The sequence below is a fragment of the Tyzzerella sp. An114 genome (genome assembly GCF_002161055.1).
Classification (GTDB): Bacteria; Bacillota; Clostridia; order Lachnospirales; family Anaerotignaceae; genus Fimicola; species Fimicola cottocaccae.
In genome coordinates, this window is the sequence record NZ_NFLT01000001.1 from 202,636 (window position 1) to 220,111 (window position 17,476).

General features: G+C 32.5%; 16 protein-coding genes. 4 read left to right on the top strand and 12 right to left on the bottom strand.

The annotated features are described in order from the left end of the window. Positions 1-55: 55 nt before the first annotated feature. The 7 genes from B5E58_RS00845 to B5E58_RS00875 form a co-directional block, all read right to left on the bottom strand. Positions 56-433, bottom strand: coding sequence for a transporter (locus B5E58_RS00845; RefSeq protein WP_088107782.1), 378 nt, complete (start codon positions 431-433; stop codon positions 56-58). A gap of 108 nt (positions 434-541) precedes the next feature. Further along, entirely contained in the window at positions 542-1,606 is a 1,065-nt protein-coding gene (locus B5E58_RS00850) for a branched-chain amino acid aminotransferase (RefSeq protein ID WP_088107783.1), read from the bottom strand. Positions 1,607-1,717: 111 nt separating this feature from the next. Beyond that, positions 1,718-2,974 carry a histidine--tRNA ligase gene (hisS, locus tag B5E58_RS00855; RefSeq protein ID WP_088107784.1) on the bottom strand — a complete coding sequence of 419 codons (1,257 nt, stop codon included), beginning with the start codon at positions 2,972-2,974 and terminating at the stop codon, positions 1,718-1,720. Positions 2,975-2,988: 14 nt separating this feature from the next. Further along, entirely contained in the window at positions 2,989-4,437 is a 1,449-nt protein-coding gene (gene hemZ / locus B5E58_RS00860) for a coproporphyrinogen dehydrogenase HemZ (RefSeq protein WP_088107785.1), read from the bottom strand. Positions 4,438-4,513: 76 nt separating this feature from the next. Further along, positions 4,514-4,963, bottom strand: coding sequence for a D-aminoacyl-tRNA deacylase (gene dtd, locus B5E58_RS00865; protein ID WP_088107786.1), 450 nt, complete (start codon positions 4,961-4,963; stop codon positions 4,514-4,516). Positions 4,964-4,979: 16 nt separating this feature from the next. Continuing rightward, a complete protein-coding gene (locus B5E58_RS00870; RefSeq protein WP_242956565.1) occupies positions 4,980-7,220 on the bottom strand; it encodes a RelA/SpoT family protein in 2,241 nt (746 codons plus the stop codon). 117 nt (positions 7,221-7,337) lie between these two features. Continuing rightward, a complete protein-coding gene (locus B5E58_RS00875; protein ID WP_088107787.1) occupies positions 7,338-8,591 on the bottom strand; it encodes a glycoside hydrolase family 3 protein in 1,254 nt (417 codons plus the stop codon). Between the two features lie 142 nt (positions 8,592-8,733). Here B5E58_RS00875 and B5E58_RS00880 point away from each other — a divergent pair, with 142 nt between their 5' ends. From B5E58_RS00880 to B5E58_RS00890, 3 genes are read left to right on the top strand one after another with little or no spacing between them, the layout of a single operon-like run. Further along, positions 8,734-9,462, top strand: a complete 729-nt coding sequence (locus B5E58_RS00880; RefSeq protein ID WP_088107788.1) for a tRNA 2-thiocytidine biosynthesis TtcA family protein — start codon at positions 8,734-8,736, stop codon at positions 9,460-9,462. Between the two features lie 23 nt (positions 9,463-9,485). Next, the gene (locus B5E58_RS00885; RefSeq protein ID WP_088107789.1) at positions 9,486-10,550 is read left to right on the top strand and encodes a tyrosine-type recombinase/integrase; all 1,065 of its coding nucleotides are present in this window, start codon (positions 9,486-9,488) and stop codon (positions 10,548-10,550) included. Positions 10,551-10,582: 32 nt separating this feature from the next. Continuing rightward, entirely contained in the window at positions 10,583-11,203 is a 621-nt protein-coding gene (locus tag B5E58_RS00890) for an NUDIX hydrolase (protein WP_088107790.1), read from the top strand. Between the two features lie 35 nt (positions 11,204-11,238). On the opposite strand, the gene ylqF is transcribed toward B5E58_RS00890, so the two are convergent. From ylqF to recJ, 5 genes are all read right to left on the bottom strand, one after another. Further along, on the bottom strand, positions 11,239-12,177 hold the full coding sequence (ylqF, locus tag B5E58_RS00895) for a ribosome biogenesis GTPase YlqF (protein ID WP_088107791.1): 939 nt from the start codon (positions 12,175-12,177) through the stop codon (positions 11,239-11,241). A gap of 23 nt (positions 12,178-12,200) precedes the next feature. Beyond that, entirely contained in the window at positions 12,201-12,746 is a 546-nt protein-coding gene (lepB, locus tag B5E58_RS00900; protein ID WP_158097629.1) for a signal peptidase I, read from the bottom strand. Positions 12,747-12,817: 71 nt separating this feature from the next. Then, on the bottom strand, positions 12,818-13,162 hold the full coding sequence (gene rplS / locus B5E58_RS00905; RefSeq protein WP_088107793.1) for a 50S ribosomal protein L19: 345 nt from the start codon (positions 13,160-13,162) through the stop codon (positions 12,818-12,820). Between the two features lie 141 nt (positions 13,163-13,303). Then, positions 13,304-13,816 carry an adenine phosphoribosyltransferase gene (locus B5E58_RS00910; protein WP_088107794.1) on the bottom strand — a complete coding sequence of 171 codons (513 nt, stop codon included), beginning with the start codon at positions 13,814-13,816 and terminating at the stop codon, positions 13,304-13,306. 18 nt (positions 13,817-13,834) lie between these two features. Continuing rightward, on the bottom strand, positions 13,835-15,604 hold the full coding sequence (recJ, locus tag B5E58_RS00915) for a single-stranded-DNA-specific exonuclease RecJ (protein ID WP_242956566.1): 1,770 nt from the start codon (positions 15,602-15,604) through the stop codon (positions 13,835-13,837). Positions 15,605-15,754: 150 nt separating this feature from the next. On the opposite strand from recJ, the gene B5E58_RS00920 reads away from it, so the two are divergent. Further along, positions 15,755-17,476 (top strand): glycoside hydrolase family 10 protein, encoded by a 1,722-nt coding sequence (locus B5E58_RS00920; protein ID WP_088107796.1) that lies wholly within the window; start codon positions 15,755-15,757, stop codon positions 17,474-17,476.

Below are 17,476 nucleotides of genomic sequence, written 5' to 3' on the forward strand. Positions count from 1 at the left end.
TTTTTATTTACATCATTTATACATACATAATATTAAAAGTCCTATATAACCCTAATTAATCCTCATCAAGAAACTTTGGTACAAAAAGAAATTTCCATGTTGCAAAAATAACAGCCACTCCAAGAACTCCTATAAGGTTTTCCAAAGCTCCTGAATGAGATATTATTACCTGTCTAGCAACAGCAAAAAGAATAACCTCTATAACAGAACCTGGTGTATTTTTTACAAGCATTTTTATAAACTCTATTGCCACAACAAGAGTAAGGGCATATTCAAGAGTTTCATTGAGAACCCTAGTTCCATCAAGAATATCCTTTATGTTAGCAAACATTCCAATAACAGCAGCTACAAGGGCAACTGTAAGTATAAGTGCTATAACAAGCTCTATATACTCGGATATTTTAAGTAAAATTTTTTTGAATTTTATTTCCATATAACCTCCTTGATAAAATATAAAAGGGCGTCATAAAACGGTCATATTAAGTTTATGGCTGTTTCAAGACACCCCAGTGTTATATAAAAACTGCGACTTATATTATAATTATGCTTTTGTTACCCAGCCGAATTTATCTTCAACAGCTCCGCTCTGGATACCTGTAATTGTGTCATATACTTTCTGTGAGATAGGTCCGATTTTTCCGTCATTGATAACAACTTTCTTTCCTTCCCACTCAAGAAGTCCGATCGGTGAAATAACAGCAGCTGTACCTGTTCCGAAAGCTTCATCAAGTTTTCCATTTTCAGCAGCTTCAAAAACTTCTTCAATAGAAACTCTTCTCTCTGTTACCTTATATCCTGCATCTTTGAGAAGTTCTATTGTTGACATTCTTGTTATACCAGGAAGTATACTACCATTTAATTCAGGTGTTACAACCTCACCATCAATTACGAACATAACGTTCATTGTTCCAACTTCTTCGATATATTTTCTCTCTATACCATCAAGCCAAAGAACCTGTGTATAACCTTTTTCTTCAGCAATAACCTGTGATTTAAGGCTTGCAGCATAGTTTGCAGCAGTCTTAGCATATCCAAGACCACCTTTTACAGCTCTTACGAAGTCGTCTTCAACGTAAATCTTAACAGGGTTTATACCCTCTTTGTAATAAGCACCAACTGGTGATAATATTACAATAAATTTATATGTATGTGAAGGATGAACTCCAACATGAACATCTGTTGCAATAACAAAAGGTCTTATGTAAAGGCTTGTTCCTGGTGCAGTAGGTATCCACTCTTTTTCAATATTTACAAGTTTTTTGATACCTTCAATTACAAAATCACCGTCAAACTCTGGTATGCAAAGTCTTTTGTTTGACTCATTAAGACGAGCCATATTTTTTTCAGGTCTGAAAAGACGAATGTCTCCATTAACACCATAGTATGCTTTAAGACCTTCAAAAGTTGCCTGTCCATAGTGTAAAACCATTGAAGCAGGGTCCATAGTAAGTGGACCATAAGGCTCTATTCTTGCATCATGCCAACCTTTACCCTCTGTGTAATCCATAACAAACATATAGTCTGTATAGTAATTACCAAAACCAAGATTGTTCATGTCTGGTTTTTCTTTAAGATTTTGACTTTCAATAAATTTAATTTCCTGCATTTTTATTCCCCCATTTAACTAACATTTATACCTTATATGAAACGGTACAAAATATTGTATTTGTATACATTAAACTATATAAGATTAAAATGTATTCTAGCACATTTTAAATTAGTGTGCAATATAATTAGCAATTTCTGAAAGTTTTATTTCCTGTACATCTCCAGTTTCCATATTTTTAAGAGAAACTTTATCTTCTGCGATTTCATTGTCTCCAATTATTACAGAATACTTAGCACCAATTTTATTTGCATATTTCATCTGAGCTTTTACACTTCTTCCAACAGTGTCACATTCAGCTTTTATGCCTTCTTTTCTAAGGTTATAAGTTACAGCCTGAGCTTTTACAAAACCTTTATCTCCAATAGCTCCAATATAAATATCTTTGTAAGGTTTGTTTTCAAATTTTCCATTTTGAGCCTCAAGAGTTAATAAAAGTCTCTCCATACCAAGACCAAAACCTACTGCTCCTGTTGGCTGACCGCCACATTCCTCGATAAGCTTATCATATCTTCCACCGCCACAAACTGTGCCCTGTGCACCTATACTATTTGTGACAAATTCAAAAACAGTTCTTGTATAATAGTCAAGACCTCTTACAATTTTAGGGTCAACAACAAATTTTATGCCCATTTCAGTGAGTATTTCCTGAACTTTATTAAAGTGTGCTGTACACTCCTCATCAAGACAATCTAATACAGAAGGTGCATTTTCTATAATTTTTTTACATTTTTCTTCTTTACAGTCAAGAACACGGAGAGGATTTTTTTCATACCTCTCTTTACAAGTTGGACAAAGATTTTCAAGGTTTTCACCTATAAACTCTCTTAAAGCCTTATTGTATCTTCCACGACATTCAGGACAACCAAGACTGTTAAGTCTAAGCTCTATATTTTCTATTCCAAGACTTTCAATAAGTCTTGCAGCAACAGAAATAGCCTCTACGTCCTGAGCTGGACTTAATGAACCAAGCATTTCAACACCAAACTGATGGAACTGTCTCTGTCTTCCTGCCTGTGCCTTTTCATATCTAAATGTAGGTGCTGAAAGATAGTAAAGTTTTATAGGCTGTGGCATATTGTGCATACCATGTTCAATATAAGCTCTTGCAATGCCGGCTGTACCTTCTGGTTTAAGTGTTATACTTCTATCTCCCTTATCATTAAATGTATACATTTCTTTATTTACAATGTCAGTAGTCTCACCAACACCTCTTAAAAAAAGCTCTGTATGTTCAAATATAGGAGTTCTTATTTCCTCTATACCTGCATTTTCACAAATCTCTCTTATTTTGGCTTCAACTTCCTGCCATTTTTTTATCTCCGCACCGAATATATCTCTAGTGCCTCTTGGTGCCTGTGTAAGCATATATAAAAACCTCCTTAAAATTCCTTGAGCCCTTCTTTTTTACGCTCAAGCATTTCATCTATTCTTGATATATAATCATCAACGCTTTTAACATTGAAAATTCTCTCTATTCTGCCTGTATTTTTATCAACAGTCTTTGTTGTAGCTCCTGCACCACAAGCGAATATTGTCTGATTTTCTTCCATAATCTCAACATTATAAACGCCCTCTGTGCCCTCTTTACAGTATCCCACATTTTCAAAGCTACCAACCATATTTTTTTGACGGTACATATAATAAGGTTTAAGTCCCATTTTTTCAGCATAATTATATGAAACAGAAAGCATTTTTTCCATTTCCTCAAGACTTGTAAGAGTATATAAATCAAACTGCTCTTTAAGTCTTGATGCACGTTTAACGGCTAATGTATGGACAGTAACATTTTCAGGAGAAAGTTTCATAATTTCTTCCATTGTATGAGCAACATCTTCCGCTTTTTCTTCAGGAAGTCCCAATATAATATCCATATTTATATTATCATGTCCCGCTTTTCTAGCTTTATAAAAAACGTCTTTTATATCTTCAACAGAATGTCTTCTGCCTATTAAATCCAAAGTTTTTTGGTTCATTGTCTGTGGATTTATAGATATACGAGAAACATTATGTTTTTTCATAATTATAAGTTTTTCTTCTGTTATAGTATCCGGTCTACCAGCCTCAACAGTATATTCAAGAGTATTTTTAACATCAAAATTTTCATCAACAGCAGTCAAAAGTCTGTCAAGCTGTTGTTCATTTAATGATGTAGGAGTTCCTCCACCTATATATATATTTTTAACATTATACTTTAAAGCATAATCTTTTACAAATTTTATTTCTTTTATTAAAGCATCAAGATATAAATCAACTTTATCTTTATACTGGAATAAAGGATATGAAGTAAAAGAACAGTAAAGACATCTTGTAGGACAGAATGGAATTCCTATGTATATACTTACATCTTTTTTATTATCTGATTTTAATATTTTTCTTTCCTCAAGGGCAACTTTAAGGCTAAGTTCTGCTTTTTCCCTCGATACAAAATATTTATCACATAAAAATTCCAAAGCTTCCTCACCGGTCATTCCCTCATCAATAAGGTCATTTATAGTTTTTGCTGGACGAATACCTGTAAGTATACCCCAAACAGGAGTATATCCTGTAATATCAGTTAAAAGCTTAAATATGGCAGTTTTTATTTTTCTCTTTTTCTCTTTTATATTAAGTATTTCACTTTCTTCATAACTTTCAGTATATCTTCCCAAAAATTCACCACAGTCATAAAGCTCCGCTCCGCTTATACCATTTTCAAGTATACTTATAACTGTAAATGTTTCATTAGATATTTCATCAGTTTCATAATAATGTCTGTTAGGATAAAAAACCTGCACTATTGTCTGAACCTCATGGGGCAGGTCATGTCCTTTCAATATAAATTTTATCATATCAACAATCCTCAAAAAAGATTTTTATTTATACAACTAAAAAGGTTTGAGGGCAAAAGCACCCCAAACCATTTTTTCAAAAATTTCTTTCGCTGTCAAGAAGAATTGTAACAGGGCCGTCATTTAAAAGTTCAACTTTCATTTCAGCCTGAAAAATACCTGTCTCAACCTTCAAAGGCAGTTCTTTTGCTTTCTGCACAAAGCGTGCAAATATACTTTCAGCCTCCGCAGGAGATGCAGCATTGGCATAACTTGGACGTCTGCCCTTTCTAGCATCACCATAGAGAGTAAAATTTGGAACAATGAGAATTTCTCCTTCTATATCTTTAACAGAAAGGTTCATTTTATCATTCTCATCTTCAAATATTCTTAAATTTACTATTTTTTCAAGCATATAGCCCATAACTTTTTCATCATCGGAGGGAATAAATCCCACAAGAACCATAATACCTCTTTTAATCTCTCCTGCAACATTACCGTCAACAGTAACTTTTGCATTAGAAACTCTTTGTATAACACCTCGCATAATACCCTCCAAAAAATTATGTTGTAACACGTTCTATGTCTCTTACACCTGCAATATTTTTAAGTCGTCTACTTATCTTTTCAAGCTGTGCTTTGCTTGTTATCTCTATTGTAACATTAAATATTGCAACAAGGTCTTTTGTTGTTCTACCATTAAAGGCTTTTACAGGTATACTTTCCTCAGAAATAACCCTTGATATATCAAATATGAGATTTACTCTTTCATCTGCAATAATTCTTATTTCTGCAAGATATGAAACATCACCGTTTTCTTCTTTGGCATTTTCAGCCCATTCAGTTTCTATGAGTCTGTGTCTCTCGTCCTCTGTAAGGTTTATAATATTTATACAATCAGTTCTGTGTATTGTAACTCCTCTACCTTTAGTTACAAATCCTATAATTTCATCACCAGGAACAGGAGAACAGCATTTTGAAAACTTAACAGCAACATCGCCTATACCTTTAACAATAACACCACTTTTACTCTTTTCGTTTTTGCCATTTTTATTGGCGTGAGCCTCCATTTTTCTTAAAAGGTCCTCAGCAGTTTGAGCCTTATTTTCTTCTTTTTGGAGTTCCTCAATAAATCTATTTACAACTTGACCTTCCTTTATACCGCCATGACCAACACCAGCACAAAGGGAGTCCCAATCTCTATATACAAATTTTCCTACAACAGTGTCAATCCATTCAGGACGTATAAGCTCAGCCATTGTATAGCCTTTTCTCTTAACATCCTTTTCAATTAACTCTTTACCTTTTATAATATTTTCTTCTTTAAACTCTTTTTTGAACCACTGATTAATTTTTGTTCTAGCCTGTGAGCTTTTTACAAGGTTAAGCCAATCACGACTTGGACCTTTTGAGTTGTTTGAAGTTATAATCTCTATACGGTCACCATTTTGAACCTTATAGTCAAAGTTTACAATTTTATTATTTACCCTAGCACCTACCATTTTGTTTCCAACAGCAGAATGTATCATATAGGCAAAGTCAATAGGTGTTGAACCCTTAGGAAGGCTTATAACATCTCCTCTAGGAGAGAATGCATAAACTTGGTCATCAAATATATTAAGGTCAGTTTTTATTGTGTCCATAAACTCTTTGTTATCGGACATATCTTTCTGCCATTCAAGGATTTGACGAAGCCATGTAAGTTTTGCTTCCTCTTTTGCTGAAGATTTCTCTCCGCCTTTACCTTCTTTATATTTCCAATGGGCAGCGATACCATATTCACTTGTACGGTGCATTTCCCATGTTCTTATCTGTATTTCAAAAGGTTCACCCTCAGGACCTATGAGAGTATTGTGTAAAGACTGATACATATTAGGCTTTGGCATAGCTATATAATCCTTAAACCTTCCCGGCATAGGCATATACATATCATGGACAATACCTAAAACAGCGTAACAATCTTTTACATTATCAACAATGGCACGAATTGCAAAAAGGTCATAAATCTGGTCAATGGTTTTATTTTGATTTACCATTTTTTTATATATACTAAAAAAATGTTTGCTTCTTCCATCAACTTTTCCTTTTATTCCAGCCTCGTCCATTTTGGCTTTAACATCTGTAACTATTCGCTTTACAAAAGCTTCTCTCTCAGTTTTCTTTCTCTCAATCTTCTCTGCCAAATCATAATATTCATGGGGATTAAGATATTTAAAACAAAGGTCTTCCATTTCTGTGCGTATTTTACTAATACCAAGTCTATGGGCAAGAGGAGCATATATATCCATAGTCTCCTGAGCCTTTTCTCTCTGTTTAGCCTCTGTCATATAGTTCAGAGTACGCATATTATGAAGTCTATCGGCAAGTTTTATAAGTATAACTCTAATATCCTTTGCCATTGCAAGGAACATTTTTCTATAATTTTCAGCCTGAATTTCTTCTTTTGAAGCTGAATATGAAAGTTTACTGAGTTTTGTGACACCATCAACAAGGTTTGCTATTTCCTCACTAAAAAGATTTTTAATATCATCAAAAGTATATGGTGTATCTTCAATAGTATCATGGAGTATTCCCGCAACTATGGATTCCATATCAAGCTCAAGTTCAGCAAGAATATAAGCAACTTTAAGAGGGTGTATAATATAAGGCTCACCAGAACGTCTTTTCTGCTCTTTATGAGCATCAACAGCCAGTTTATAAGCCTTTTCCACCATAGTGAATTCCTTAGCAGGGTGATACGTTTTAATTTTTTCAATTAATTGTTTATAAAGTTCTTCTTCTATTGGTACTGATGGTACTGACACAAAAATCACCCCTTTTCACTCAAAAATATAATTTAAAAATTTATAAATAATATTATAGTAATTAGATAAAAATTTTTCAAGTACACATACTGTCAAAAAGCCCTAAAATATGCAAATTTATTTATTTTCAATATTAATGAGACCTATATCATACTTTTCATTAAGTATTCTTTCAACTGATTGGTCAATTCTTTTCTGTGAAATCTCTCCATTTTTCACACTATTCACAATATAATCATACATTTTATAAGTATCATCAGGCATAAGAAACATGTCAACTCCTGCATCAAGGGCATATTTTGCTACTTCTTCTGGAGTATAATACTCCGAAATCGCTCCCATATCTAAAGCATCAGTTATTACAATACCTTCAAATCCTAAATAATCTCTCAATATGCCAGTTACAATACTTTTTGAAAGAGATGAAGGAAGTCCCGAGTCATCAACATTAGGTACTTTTATATGACTTACCATTACAAAATCAACACCATTTTCTATGGCACTTTTAAAAGGCACAAGCTCACAGCTTTCAAGTCTTGCCATATCATGGTTTACAAAAGTTTCTGTATTATGAGTATCTGTGTATGTATCTCCATGTCCTGGAAAATGTTTTACACAAGCTACAACATTATTTTTTTGAAGACCTTTAACAGCTGATACAACAAACTCAGAAACCGTTTCAGTGTCACTTCCAAAAGCTCTGTCACCAATTACAGTATTTTCAGGATTTGTATTTATATCGGCAACAGGTGCAAAATCAACATTAAATCCAAGTTTTTTAATCTCATTTGCAATAATACTCATATTATTTTCAGCGTCGGAAGGTCTGCCATTTTCAGCCATATACTGAGCTGTTGGAATATTAGGTGTATTTATTTTTCCACTTTGGTGAAGTCTTGAAACTCTGCCACCTTCCTCATCTATACCCATAAAAAGAGGTATATCTGAAACGCTTTGGAGATTTTTAATATATTCTTTTGTTTGTTCTTCTGTGTCAATATTCTCACCAAAAAGTATTACCCCTCCCGGCTTAATATTTTCAATATCTTTTGAAATTAAATCATTTACCGCTGTAATTCCATTATCATTGCTGTCTTTTCTCCAAGCAACCATAAACATCTGTCCAACTTTTTCTTCTAATGTCATTTTTGACATAAATTCATCAATATAATCTTCTTTTATTTCCTCAGCAGTTTTTTCCACTTTTTCTTCTTTATCTTTACTATCATCATTTTCAGAACTCTGTGTATCTTCATTATTCTCAAGAACGTATTCTTCAAACTCTTTATTTTCTGTTGGTGTAAATCTGTCAATAAGTCCACAACCTGACAGTAGTGCAACTGTCATTAAAACTGCAATTATTTTTTTCATTATTTCAACTCCTAAAAAAACAGATTATAAAAGAATTATAGTATCTTTACATCAAAAAGGCAAATAGATATATTATCATTTGATTTACTTTTGTTTTTACTATATAATATCTTGTAACAAAATTTACGGAGGTATTTTTTTAATGAAACTTCAGAAACTTTTAAGCTATGTAAGACGTGCAGTTGATGATTATAACATGATTGAAGAAGGAGACAAAATAGCCGTTGGTGTATCTGGTGGTAAAGATAGTATTTGTCTTCTCATAGCATTAAAAACACTTCAGAGATTTTATCCAAAACATTTTGAACTTGAAGCAATAACAGTATCTTTAGGTCTTCCTGGAGCAGAATATGATGATATCCGTGAACTTTGCGAAAAAATCGGAGTAAACTACACTGTTGTAGAGACAGATATAGGTCAGATTATATTTTATGAGAGAAAAGAAAAAAATCCATGTTCTCTCTGTGCAAAAATGCGTAAAGGTGCATTAAATGATGCTGCTGAAAAATTAGGTTGCAATAAAGTTGCTCTTGGTCATAACAAAGATGACGTAATAGAAACATTCTTTATGTCTCTTTTCTATGAAGGAAGAATAAACACATTTGCACCAGTAAGTTATCTCGACAGAAAAAAACTTTATTCAATACGCCCTCTTATGTATGTACCAGAATATGAAGCAAAAAGTTTTGTCACAAAAAGCGGTATAAATATAGTAAAAAATCCATGTCTTGCTGATGGAAACACAAAACGTCAAGAGACAAAAGAATTTATTGCATCTATATCAAAAAATTATGATAATTTACCTGAAAAAGTATTCGGTGCGATACAGCGTTCATATCTCAAAGGCTGGGAAAAACCTAAAAAAGATTAATTTAAAAAAGGAGTGATTTAAAAATGGCAAGTTATTTTGAACAGCAGAAAAACAAACAGATGGTTCATCTTAGAAAACTTATAAAAGACTTGCCTCCTTTTACAGAACAATTTTTCAGAGGAATGTCTGATACAACTGCAATAAAAACAAGACTTGCTTATGCCTATGATTTAAGAATATTTTTTAATTATATACTTGATTTCAAAGATGGCTTTGAAGAAAAGACAATGAAAGATATTAAAGTTGAGGATTTGGACAATATAGAATCTGAGGACATAGACCGTTTTTTAGAATACATCACTTACTATACAAAGCCCAATCCTGAAAATGCTGATATAGAAATGGAATTTCAGAATGATGAAAACGGCAAAGCAAGAAAACTTGCAGCTATACGCTCAATGTGCAAATTTTTCTACAAAAGAAAAAAAATAAAGGCTAATCCGGCAGAGATAATTGATATACCAAAAATACATGACAAAGCAATAGTATATCTTGATATTGATGAAATGGCAGACCTTCTTGATGAAATTGAAAATGGTGAAAATCTCACAGAAAGACAGAAAAAATTTCACGAAAAACTCAGAGTGCGAGACCTTGCCCTTGTATCTTTAATGCTTGGAACAGGAATACGTGTGTCTGAATGTGTTGGAATAGATATTGATGATATAGATTTCAAACAAAACGGTGTTAAAGTTACAAGAAAAGGAGGTAATCAGGTAATACTCTATTTCAGTGATGAAGTTAGAGAAGCCCTTTTACCTTATATAGAACAGCGTGAAAAAGCAAAAGTTAAAAAAGGTCATGAAAAAGCTCTATTTTTATCAAACAGAGGTACGAGAATAACAGTAAGAGCTGTTGAAAATCTTGTTAAAAAATATTCTCAAATAGTAACAAAAGTAAAGAGAATAACACCCCATAAATTGAGAAGTACATATGGCACAAACCTTTACAGAGAAACAGGAGATATATATCTTGTAGCTGACGTTTTAGGTCATGCTGATGTAAACACAACAAGAAAACATTATGCAGCCATAGAAGATTCAAGAAGAAGAAGTGCCGCAACAAAAGTAAAACTTAGACGAGATTAAAAAAGTTTATATATTTATAGAGAAGTGATTTTATGGATATAAATGAAATTAAAGAAATTTTTTCAGAGCATACAGTAGGTATAGAAGGAACATATATAAAAAGTGCTGTTATGGTTTTATTATTTAAAAGACCTGAAGGAATAGAAGTTCTTTTCAATCAGCGTTCTTTAAAATTAAAACATCAACCAGGGGATATATGCTTTCCCGGTGGAAGACAGGAAGAAAATGAAACTTTAATTGAGACAGCATACAGAGAAGTATATGAAGAATTGGGAATAAACCGAGGAAACATAGAAATTATAGGACAGGCTGACACTATTGTCACAACAGGCAGAGGCATAATAACTCCTTTTGTGGGAATAGTTAATGGAATTAATATTGAAGATATTAATTTTAGTCGTGATGAGGTTGAAAAAATATTCACAGTTCCTTTATCATTCTTTTTTGAAAATCAGCCTGATGTTTATACAATGGAGCTTTCCCCTTCTCTTCCTGAAGATTTTCCATTTCATCTTATTGTAAACGGTGAAAATTATAAATTTTCAAAACTTCCAGTACATCATTTATTTTTCAAAGCTAATGGTCATGTTATATGGGGAATAACTGCTAAAATAATTTCAAATGTTGTAGATATACTTAAAAAACGAGTATAAAAAAAGTACTGCCATTTCTTTGGCAGTACTTTTATTTATCTCTTTTTAAATTCCTGTTTTCTCTTATAGTCAGCTTCTTTTTTAGCTTTTTCTTCTTCCTCTTTTCTGTCATTCATATTCTTTATGTCCTCAGGAAGCTCAAGAGTTATTCTTCCAAGTTTTCCCCCTCTAAACTCGTCCATAAGTATTTTAGCAGTTCTTTCAAGGTCAACTTCTCCACCTCTTATTTTAAATCCTCTTTTTTCTCCTATTTTTGAGAGTATTTCATGAGGTTCTTCTATGGAGTCAAACTCTATGTTATAACGTTTTCTTATACAATCTGCATCAACTGACATCATAAGATTTATAAACTCAACACCCATTGTCTGAATATCAAGTATATCATCATTTATAGCACCTGTAAAAGCAAGTTTAAGACCAACTTCTTTATCCTCAAATTTTGGCCAAAGTATACCTGGAGTGTCTAAAAGTTCAAAGTCTTTTTTAATTCTTATCCACTGTTTTCCTCTTGTAACTCCTGGTTTATCTCCTGTTTTTGCTGTTGTTTTTCCTACGTATTTGTTTATAAATGTAGACTTTCCAACGTTAGGAATACCTGCAATCATACTTCTTATAGGTACAAATATTCTTCCTCTTGCTTTTTGTTTTTCAATTTTTTCTTTCATAAGCTCTTTAGCGGCGTTTGTTACTTCTGAAATTCCTGTACCCTTTAAAGCATTAACCTGTATAACTTTAAAACCTTTATCCTCAAAATATTTTGTCCATATAGCTGTTGATTTCTCATTAGCAAGGTCACATTTATTCATGACAACAATTCTATATTTGTTTTTTGCAAGGTCATCAATATCAGGATTTTTGCTGCTGTAAGGTATTCTTGCATCAAGAAGCTCTATTACAACATCAACAAGAGATATATTCTCCTGCATCATTCTCCTTGTTTTAGTCATATGACCGGGATACCACTGTATATTCACTAAAAAATCACCTCTTTTTTACTTTAATCAAAAAATTCTATCTGGTCAAAAGGGTATATTCTCACAAATACTTTTCCCTTTATATTTTCCTGTTTAATAGCACCAATTCTCTCTGTACGACTGTCAGAGCTAGCATTTCTGTTATCACCCATAACAAAATAACAGTCATCAGGCACAATATAAGGATAATCAATATCACCTATTTGCTGAATAGGCTCCATTATATAATCCTCCTCAAAGAGAACTCCATTTATATATAAATCATATTTAAGGTCAACACTGTTTTCATCTTCAAGAAAATCAATCTCATCACCGGGAAGACCTATAACTCTTTTAATGAGAAGCTCATCACTTCCCTCATATCCACAAACTATAATATCATCTTGTTTAGGCTCCATAAATCTATAAATCTTGTTTATACCTACAAGGTCATAATGATTGAATGTAGGTTCCATAGACTCACCTTTTATTCTTATTGTACCGAAAGCTTGAAGTATTATTATTACAACAAGAGCAAAAATTATAAAAAGCCTATTTTCTCTCAATTCTTTTTTAAATTTATCAAACAAAACTGTCACCTGCCTAAAAAACGGTAAATTTTAAGGGTACTGAAAAAATTCAGTACCCTTTCAAATTTTAATTATTTTAAAACTTCTTTAACTTTAGCTGCTTTACCAACTCTATCTCTTAAGTAGTAAAGTTTAGCACGTCTTACAACACCACGTCTTACAACTTCGATTTTCTCGATTCTTGGTGAATGTAAAGGCCATGTTCTTTCAACACCTACACCAGAAGCAATTCTTCTTACTGTAAATGTTTCTTTTAAACCGCCATTCTGTTTTTTGATAACAACACCTTCAAAAGTCTGAATTCTTTCTCTTGTTCCTTCAACAACTTTTGCGTGTACACGGATTGTGTCACCAACATTAAAAGGAGTTATTTCTGATTTTAACTGTTCATTTTCTAATTCTCTAATTATATCCATTTGAGTTTCCTCCTTCCCTCAAAGACATTCTTAACACAAACCTTTATTGCGTCAGAGGACTGTCCGTACTCACAGGTCAATATTATATCATCACAAATATATTTTTGCAACATATTTTTTTACATTTTTCAAAAAAATTTTTTAATAATGAAGTATTGAATTTACTTTATATTTTGATAAAAGTTCTCTACCCTTAAGTCCATCAAGTTCTATAAGAAATGTGAATGAAGTTACAACTCCTCCCATCTCCTCAACAAGTTCTGCAATAGCTTTTGCTGTGCCACCTGTTGCAAGAAGGTCGTCAACAATAGCAACCTTTGTTCCTGGTTTTATAGCGTCCTCATGAATTTCAATAGTTGCTGTACCATATTCCAAAGAATACTCTTTACTTCTTACTTTAGCAGGAAGTTTTCCTTTTTTTCTTACAGGAACAAAACCTTTTTTAAGGCTGTATGCAGCAGGCATACCAAATATAAAACCTCTTGACTCTGGTCCTGCTATAACATCAAAATCTTCATCTTTAATACATTTTATAACCTCATCAACAGAGTATGTCATAGCCTCAGGGTCTTTTAAAAGTGTTGTTATGTCTCTAAATATTATGCCTTTCTCTGGAAAATCCTCAATATTTCTTATTTTTGATTTTAAATCCATTTTTAAATCCTCCTATAATTATTGGCTGTATCTTAAATCTTTAATATTTAACTGCACTGTCTCTCTGCCATTATACGAATTTATGCCTATTGAATATATTATATCCAAATACACATCAGCACGGTTTCCGGATAGTATTCTATCACAGAATTTCTCTCCGTACAAATCTTTTGTTTGTTTTATAAAATCATCATATCCATCAAAGGATATTCCATATATTTTCTCACCTACATAATTTGTTTTAAACATAAATTTAATAACATTTTTATTTTTACCCATAATATAAATTTTTTCCAAAAGTACATTTTTAGCACCAAACAAAGGAGCAGGATTTTCTTTTCCAAAGGGAGCTAATATAGTAAGCTCATTAGCTAAATTCATATTTACATTATCAATAGGAAGTTGTTTTTCAATTTTTATTACAGGTGTAAGGTCTTTTTCTGTCAATGTAGAATTTTTATTGAGCATTTCTCTCAATATATCAATATTTTCTTTTTTAAGAGAAAGACCGGCAGCCATAGGGTGACCGCCAAACTTAGTAAATAGCTTTTTACATTTTAAAAGTTCCTCAAATATATTATAACTTTCAATACTTCTTCCTGAACCCTTAGCAATATTTTCATCTTCTGTATTAGTTATAACAATAACAGGCTTATAAAATCTTTCTTTTATCCTTCCCGCCACAATTCCTGCAACACTTTCATGTATATCTTCATTATATACAACAAGAATATCATCATTTTTAAGACTACTGTTTTCTATGTATTCCACAGCTTCAGTAGCTGCATTTACTGTAAGCTCTTTTCTCTCTCCATTAAGTTTATGAAGTTTTTCAGCCAATTCATAAGCTTTTTCTTCATCTTCCTCTATAAAAAGCTCAACGGAAAGTTTAGCATTTTCAAGCCTTCCTGTAGCATTTATACAAGGTCCTATTATAAATCCTATATGATACTCATTTATGTTTCTGTCTTCCAGTTCACATACTTTTATAAGAGATTTTAAACCTATATTATTTGTATTATTTATATTATTCAAAGCATTTTTTGCTATTGTTCTATTCTCAGAGAGAAGGTCTACTATGTCGCATATTGTAGCTATACCGGCAAAAGTAACGTATTCATTAGCTTTTTTAGTTTCTATACCCATATTTTCAAATATATACATTGCAAATCTATATGCAATACCTGCCGCACACATTTTTTTAAAATCATACTGACAGTCTTTCTGTTTAGGGTCTATCACCGCATCAGCACAGGGAATAATATCTTTTCTTTCATCATCAAAGGCCGGTTCATGGTGGTCAAGGACAATAACAGTCATACCTATGTTTTTTGCTGTTTCTATCTCCTCAAGGGCAGCTATTCCATTGTCACAAGTAAAAAGAGTATCAACTCCCATACTATGGAGTTCTTTTACAGCATCACAATTTAATCCATAACCTTCTTTCTGTCTATCTGGAACGTAATACATAACATTTCCGCCACATTCCTTTATGGCAGAATAAAGTACAACTGTACTCATAACGCCGTCAACGTCATAATCACCATAAACAGCAATTTTTTTATTCTCTCTTATTTTATTTATTATTATATTAAAAGCCTTATCAACATCTTTCATAATAGATATATCAGAAAGGCTATCTAAATCACACTTTAGAAAATCCATAGCACTACTATAACTGCCTATACCTCTATTTGCCATTACACAGGCAGTAACACTGCTTATTCCTAAAGCCTCTCCCATTTTTTCAATATCAACTTTATTTCTTTTAAGAACCCATCTTTTCAAAATATCACCACCTACAAAAGTTATTATATATTAATAATCTTTTTATTCAAAGGCATTTTTATGTACATACCAAAATTTGTATGATAAAATATTGAAACAAAAAGAAATACTTTAACGTCAATATAATAAAAAAGGAGGAATAATAATAAAATGAAAAAAGTATTATCTTTTCTGCTTACACTTATAATGATGATATCATCAATTACAATAAATGTTTTTGCAGAACCAAATTCAAAGGAAATGAGAGCTGTATGGCTTACAACAGTATATAACTCTGATTTCCCTTCAAGAGACAATCTTGCAAACGCTGAAGGTCAAAAGCAAGAATTTATACAGAAACTTGACACTCTCCAAAAAGCAGGAATAAATACTGTAATTGTTCAAGTTAGACCAAAGGCTGATGCTCTTTACAAATCAAACATAAACCCATGGTCAGATGTTTTGACAGGTGTACAGGGTAAAGACCCAGGATATGACCCATTAGCATTTATGATTGAAGAAACTCACAAAAGAGGAATGGAACTTCACGCATGGCTTAATCCTTACAGAGTTACTACATGGGGCACAGATACATCTGTATTAAGTGCAAATCACCCAGCAAGACTTCACCCTGAATGGCTTATAACACACAATTCTGCTCTTTATTATAATCCTGATTTACCTGAAGTTAGAGAGCATATAAAAGACACTGTTGCAGAGATAGTTACTAATTATGATGTCGACGGAATACATTTTGATGATTATTTCTATCCTTCAAACTATCCTCTCCCAGAAGGTGAAACTCGTGACGGAGCAGTTGCCAATGCCAGACGTAAAAATGTTGATGATATGGTTGAAATGGTTTATAAAACAATAAAATCAATTAAACCTTCTGTAACATTCGGTATAAGTCCAATGGGTATATGGAAAAACAACACATCAGACCCAACAGGTTCAGCCACAAAGGGACAAGAAGCATATTATGCTGTATTTTCAGATGTTCGCTCATGGATAAAATCAGGAACAGTTGACTATATAACTCCTCAGATATACTGGGAGACTGGAAACTCTGCTGCTGATTATGAAACTCTTGTAAAATGGTGGTCAAATGAAGTTAGTGGAACATCAGTAAAACTTTATATCGGACAGGCTATATATAAAGATGTTGTTGCTGCACAGATTGACACACAACTTAAAATAAATGAAAAATATCCACAGGTCAGAGGAAGTTTCTTTTTCTCTGCAAAAGATATATTTGAAAACAGACAGGGTTGTACTGATAAAATAACTACTTACTACGCTTCAACAACTACACCAGGACTCCCTCCTGTGACAGATAACAGCGACAAAAACACTGAAACAGACAACAACACAAATAACAATAATAATGAAACAGTAAAACCACCTGTAACAGATATTCCTGTTATAGAGGACAAACCAGAAGACAACAATACAACAGAAAAACCTAATATTACAATAAGAACTGTAACATCAACACCTACAACAGACACTGTTATGGTAAATGGAAAGGCTGTTATATTTGAGTCCTACAACATAGACGGATACAATTATTTCAAACTTAGAGATATAGCTTCTATATTAAATGGCACATCAAGTCAATTTGCTGTTGATTGGGATAGTGAAAAATCAGCAATAAACATTACACCAAGTTCACCTTATAAAGTTGTTGGAAATGAGCTTGCTTTGGGAAATGGAGAGTCAAAAACTGCCACTACATCAACAGACAATCTCTATATAAACGGAAAATATGTTTATCTTGACACTTATAAAATAGATGGAAACAATTTCTATAAACTTAGAGATTTAGGCTCAAATCTTAATTTTAACGTTGAGTGGGACGAAAGTGGTATAATAAATATAAATTCAAAATAA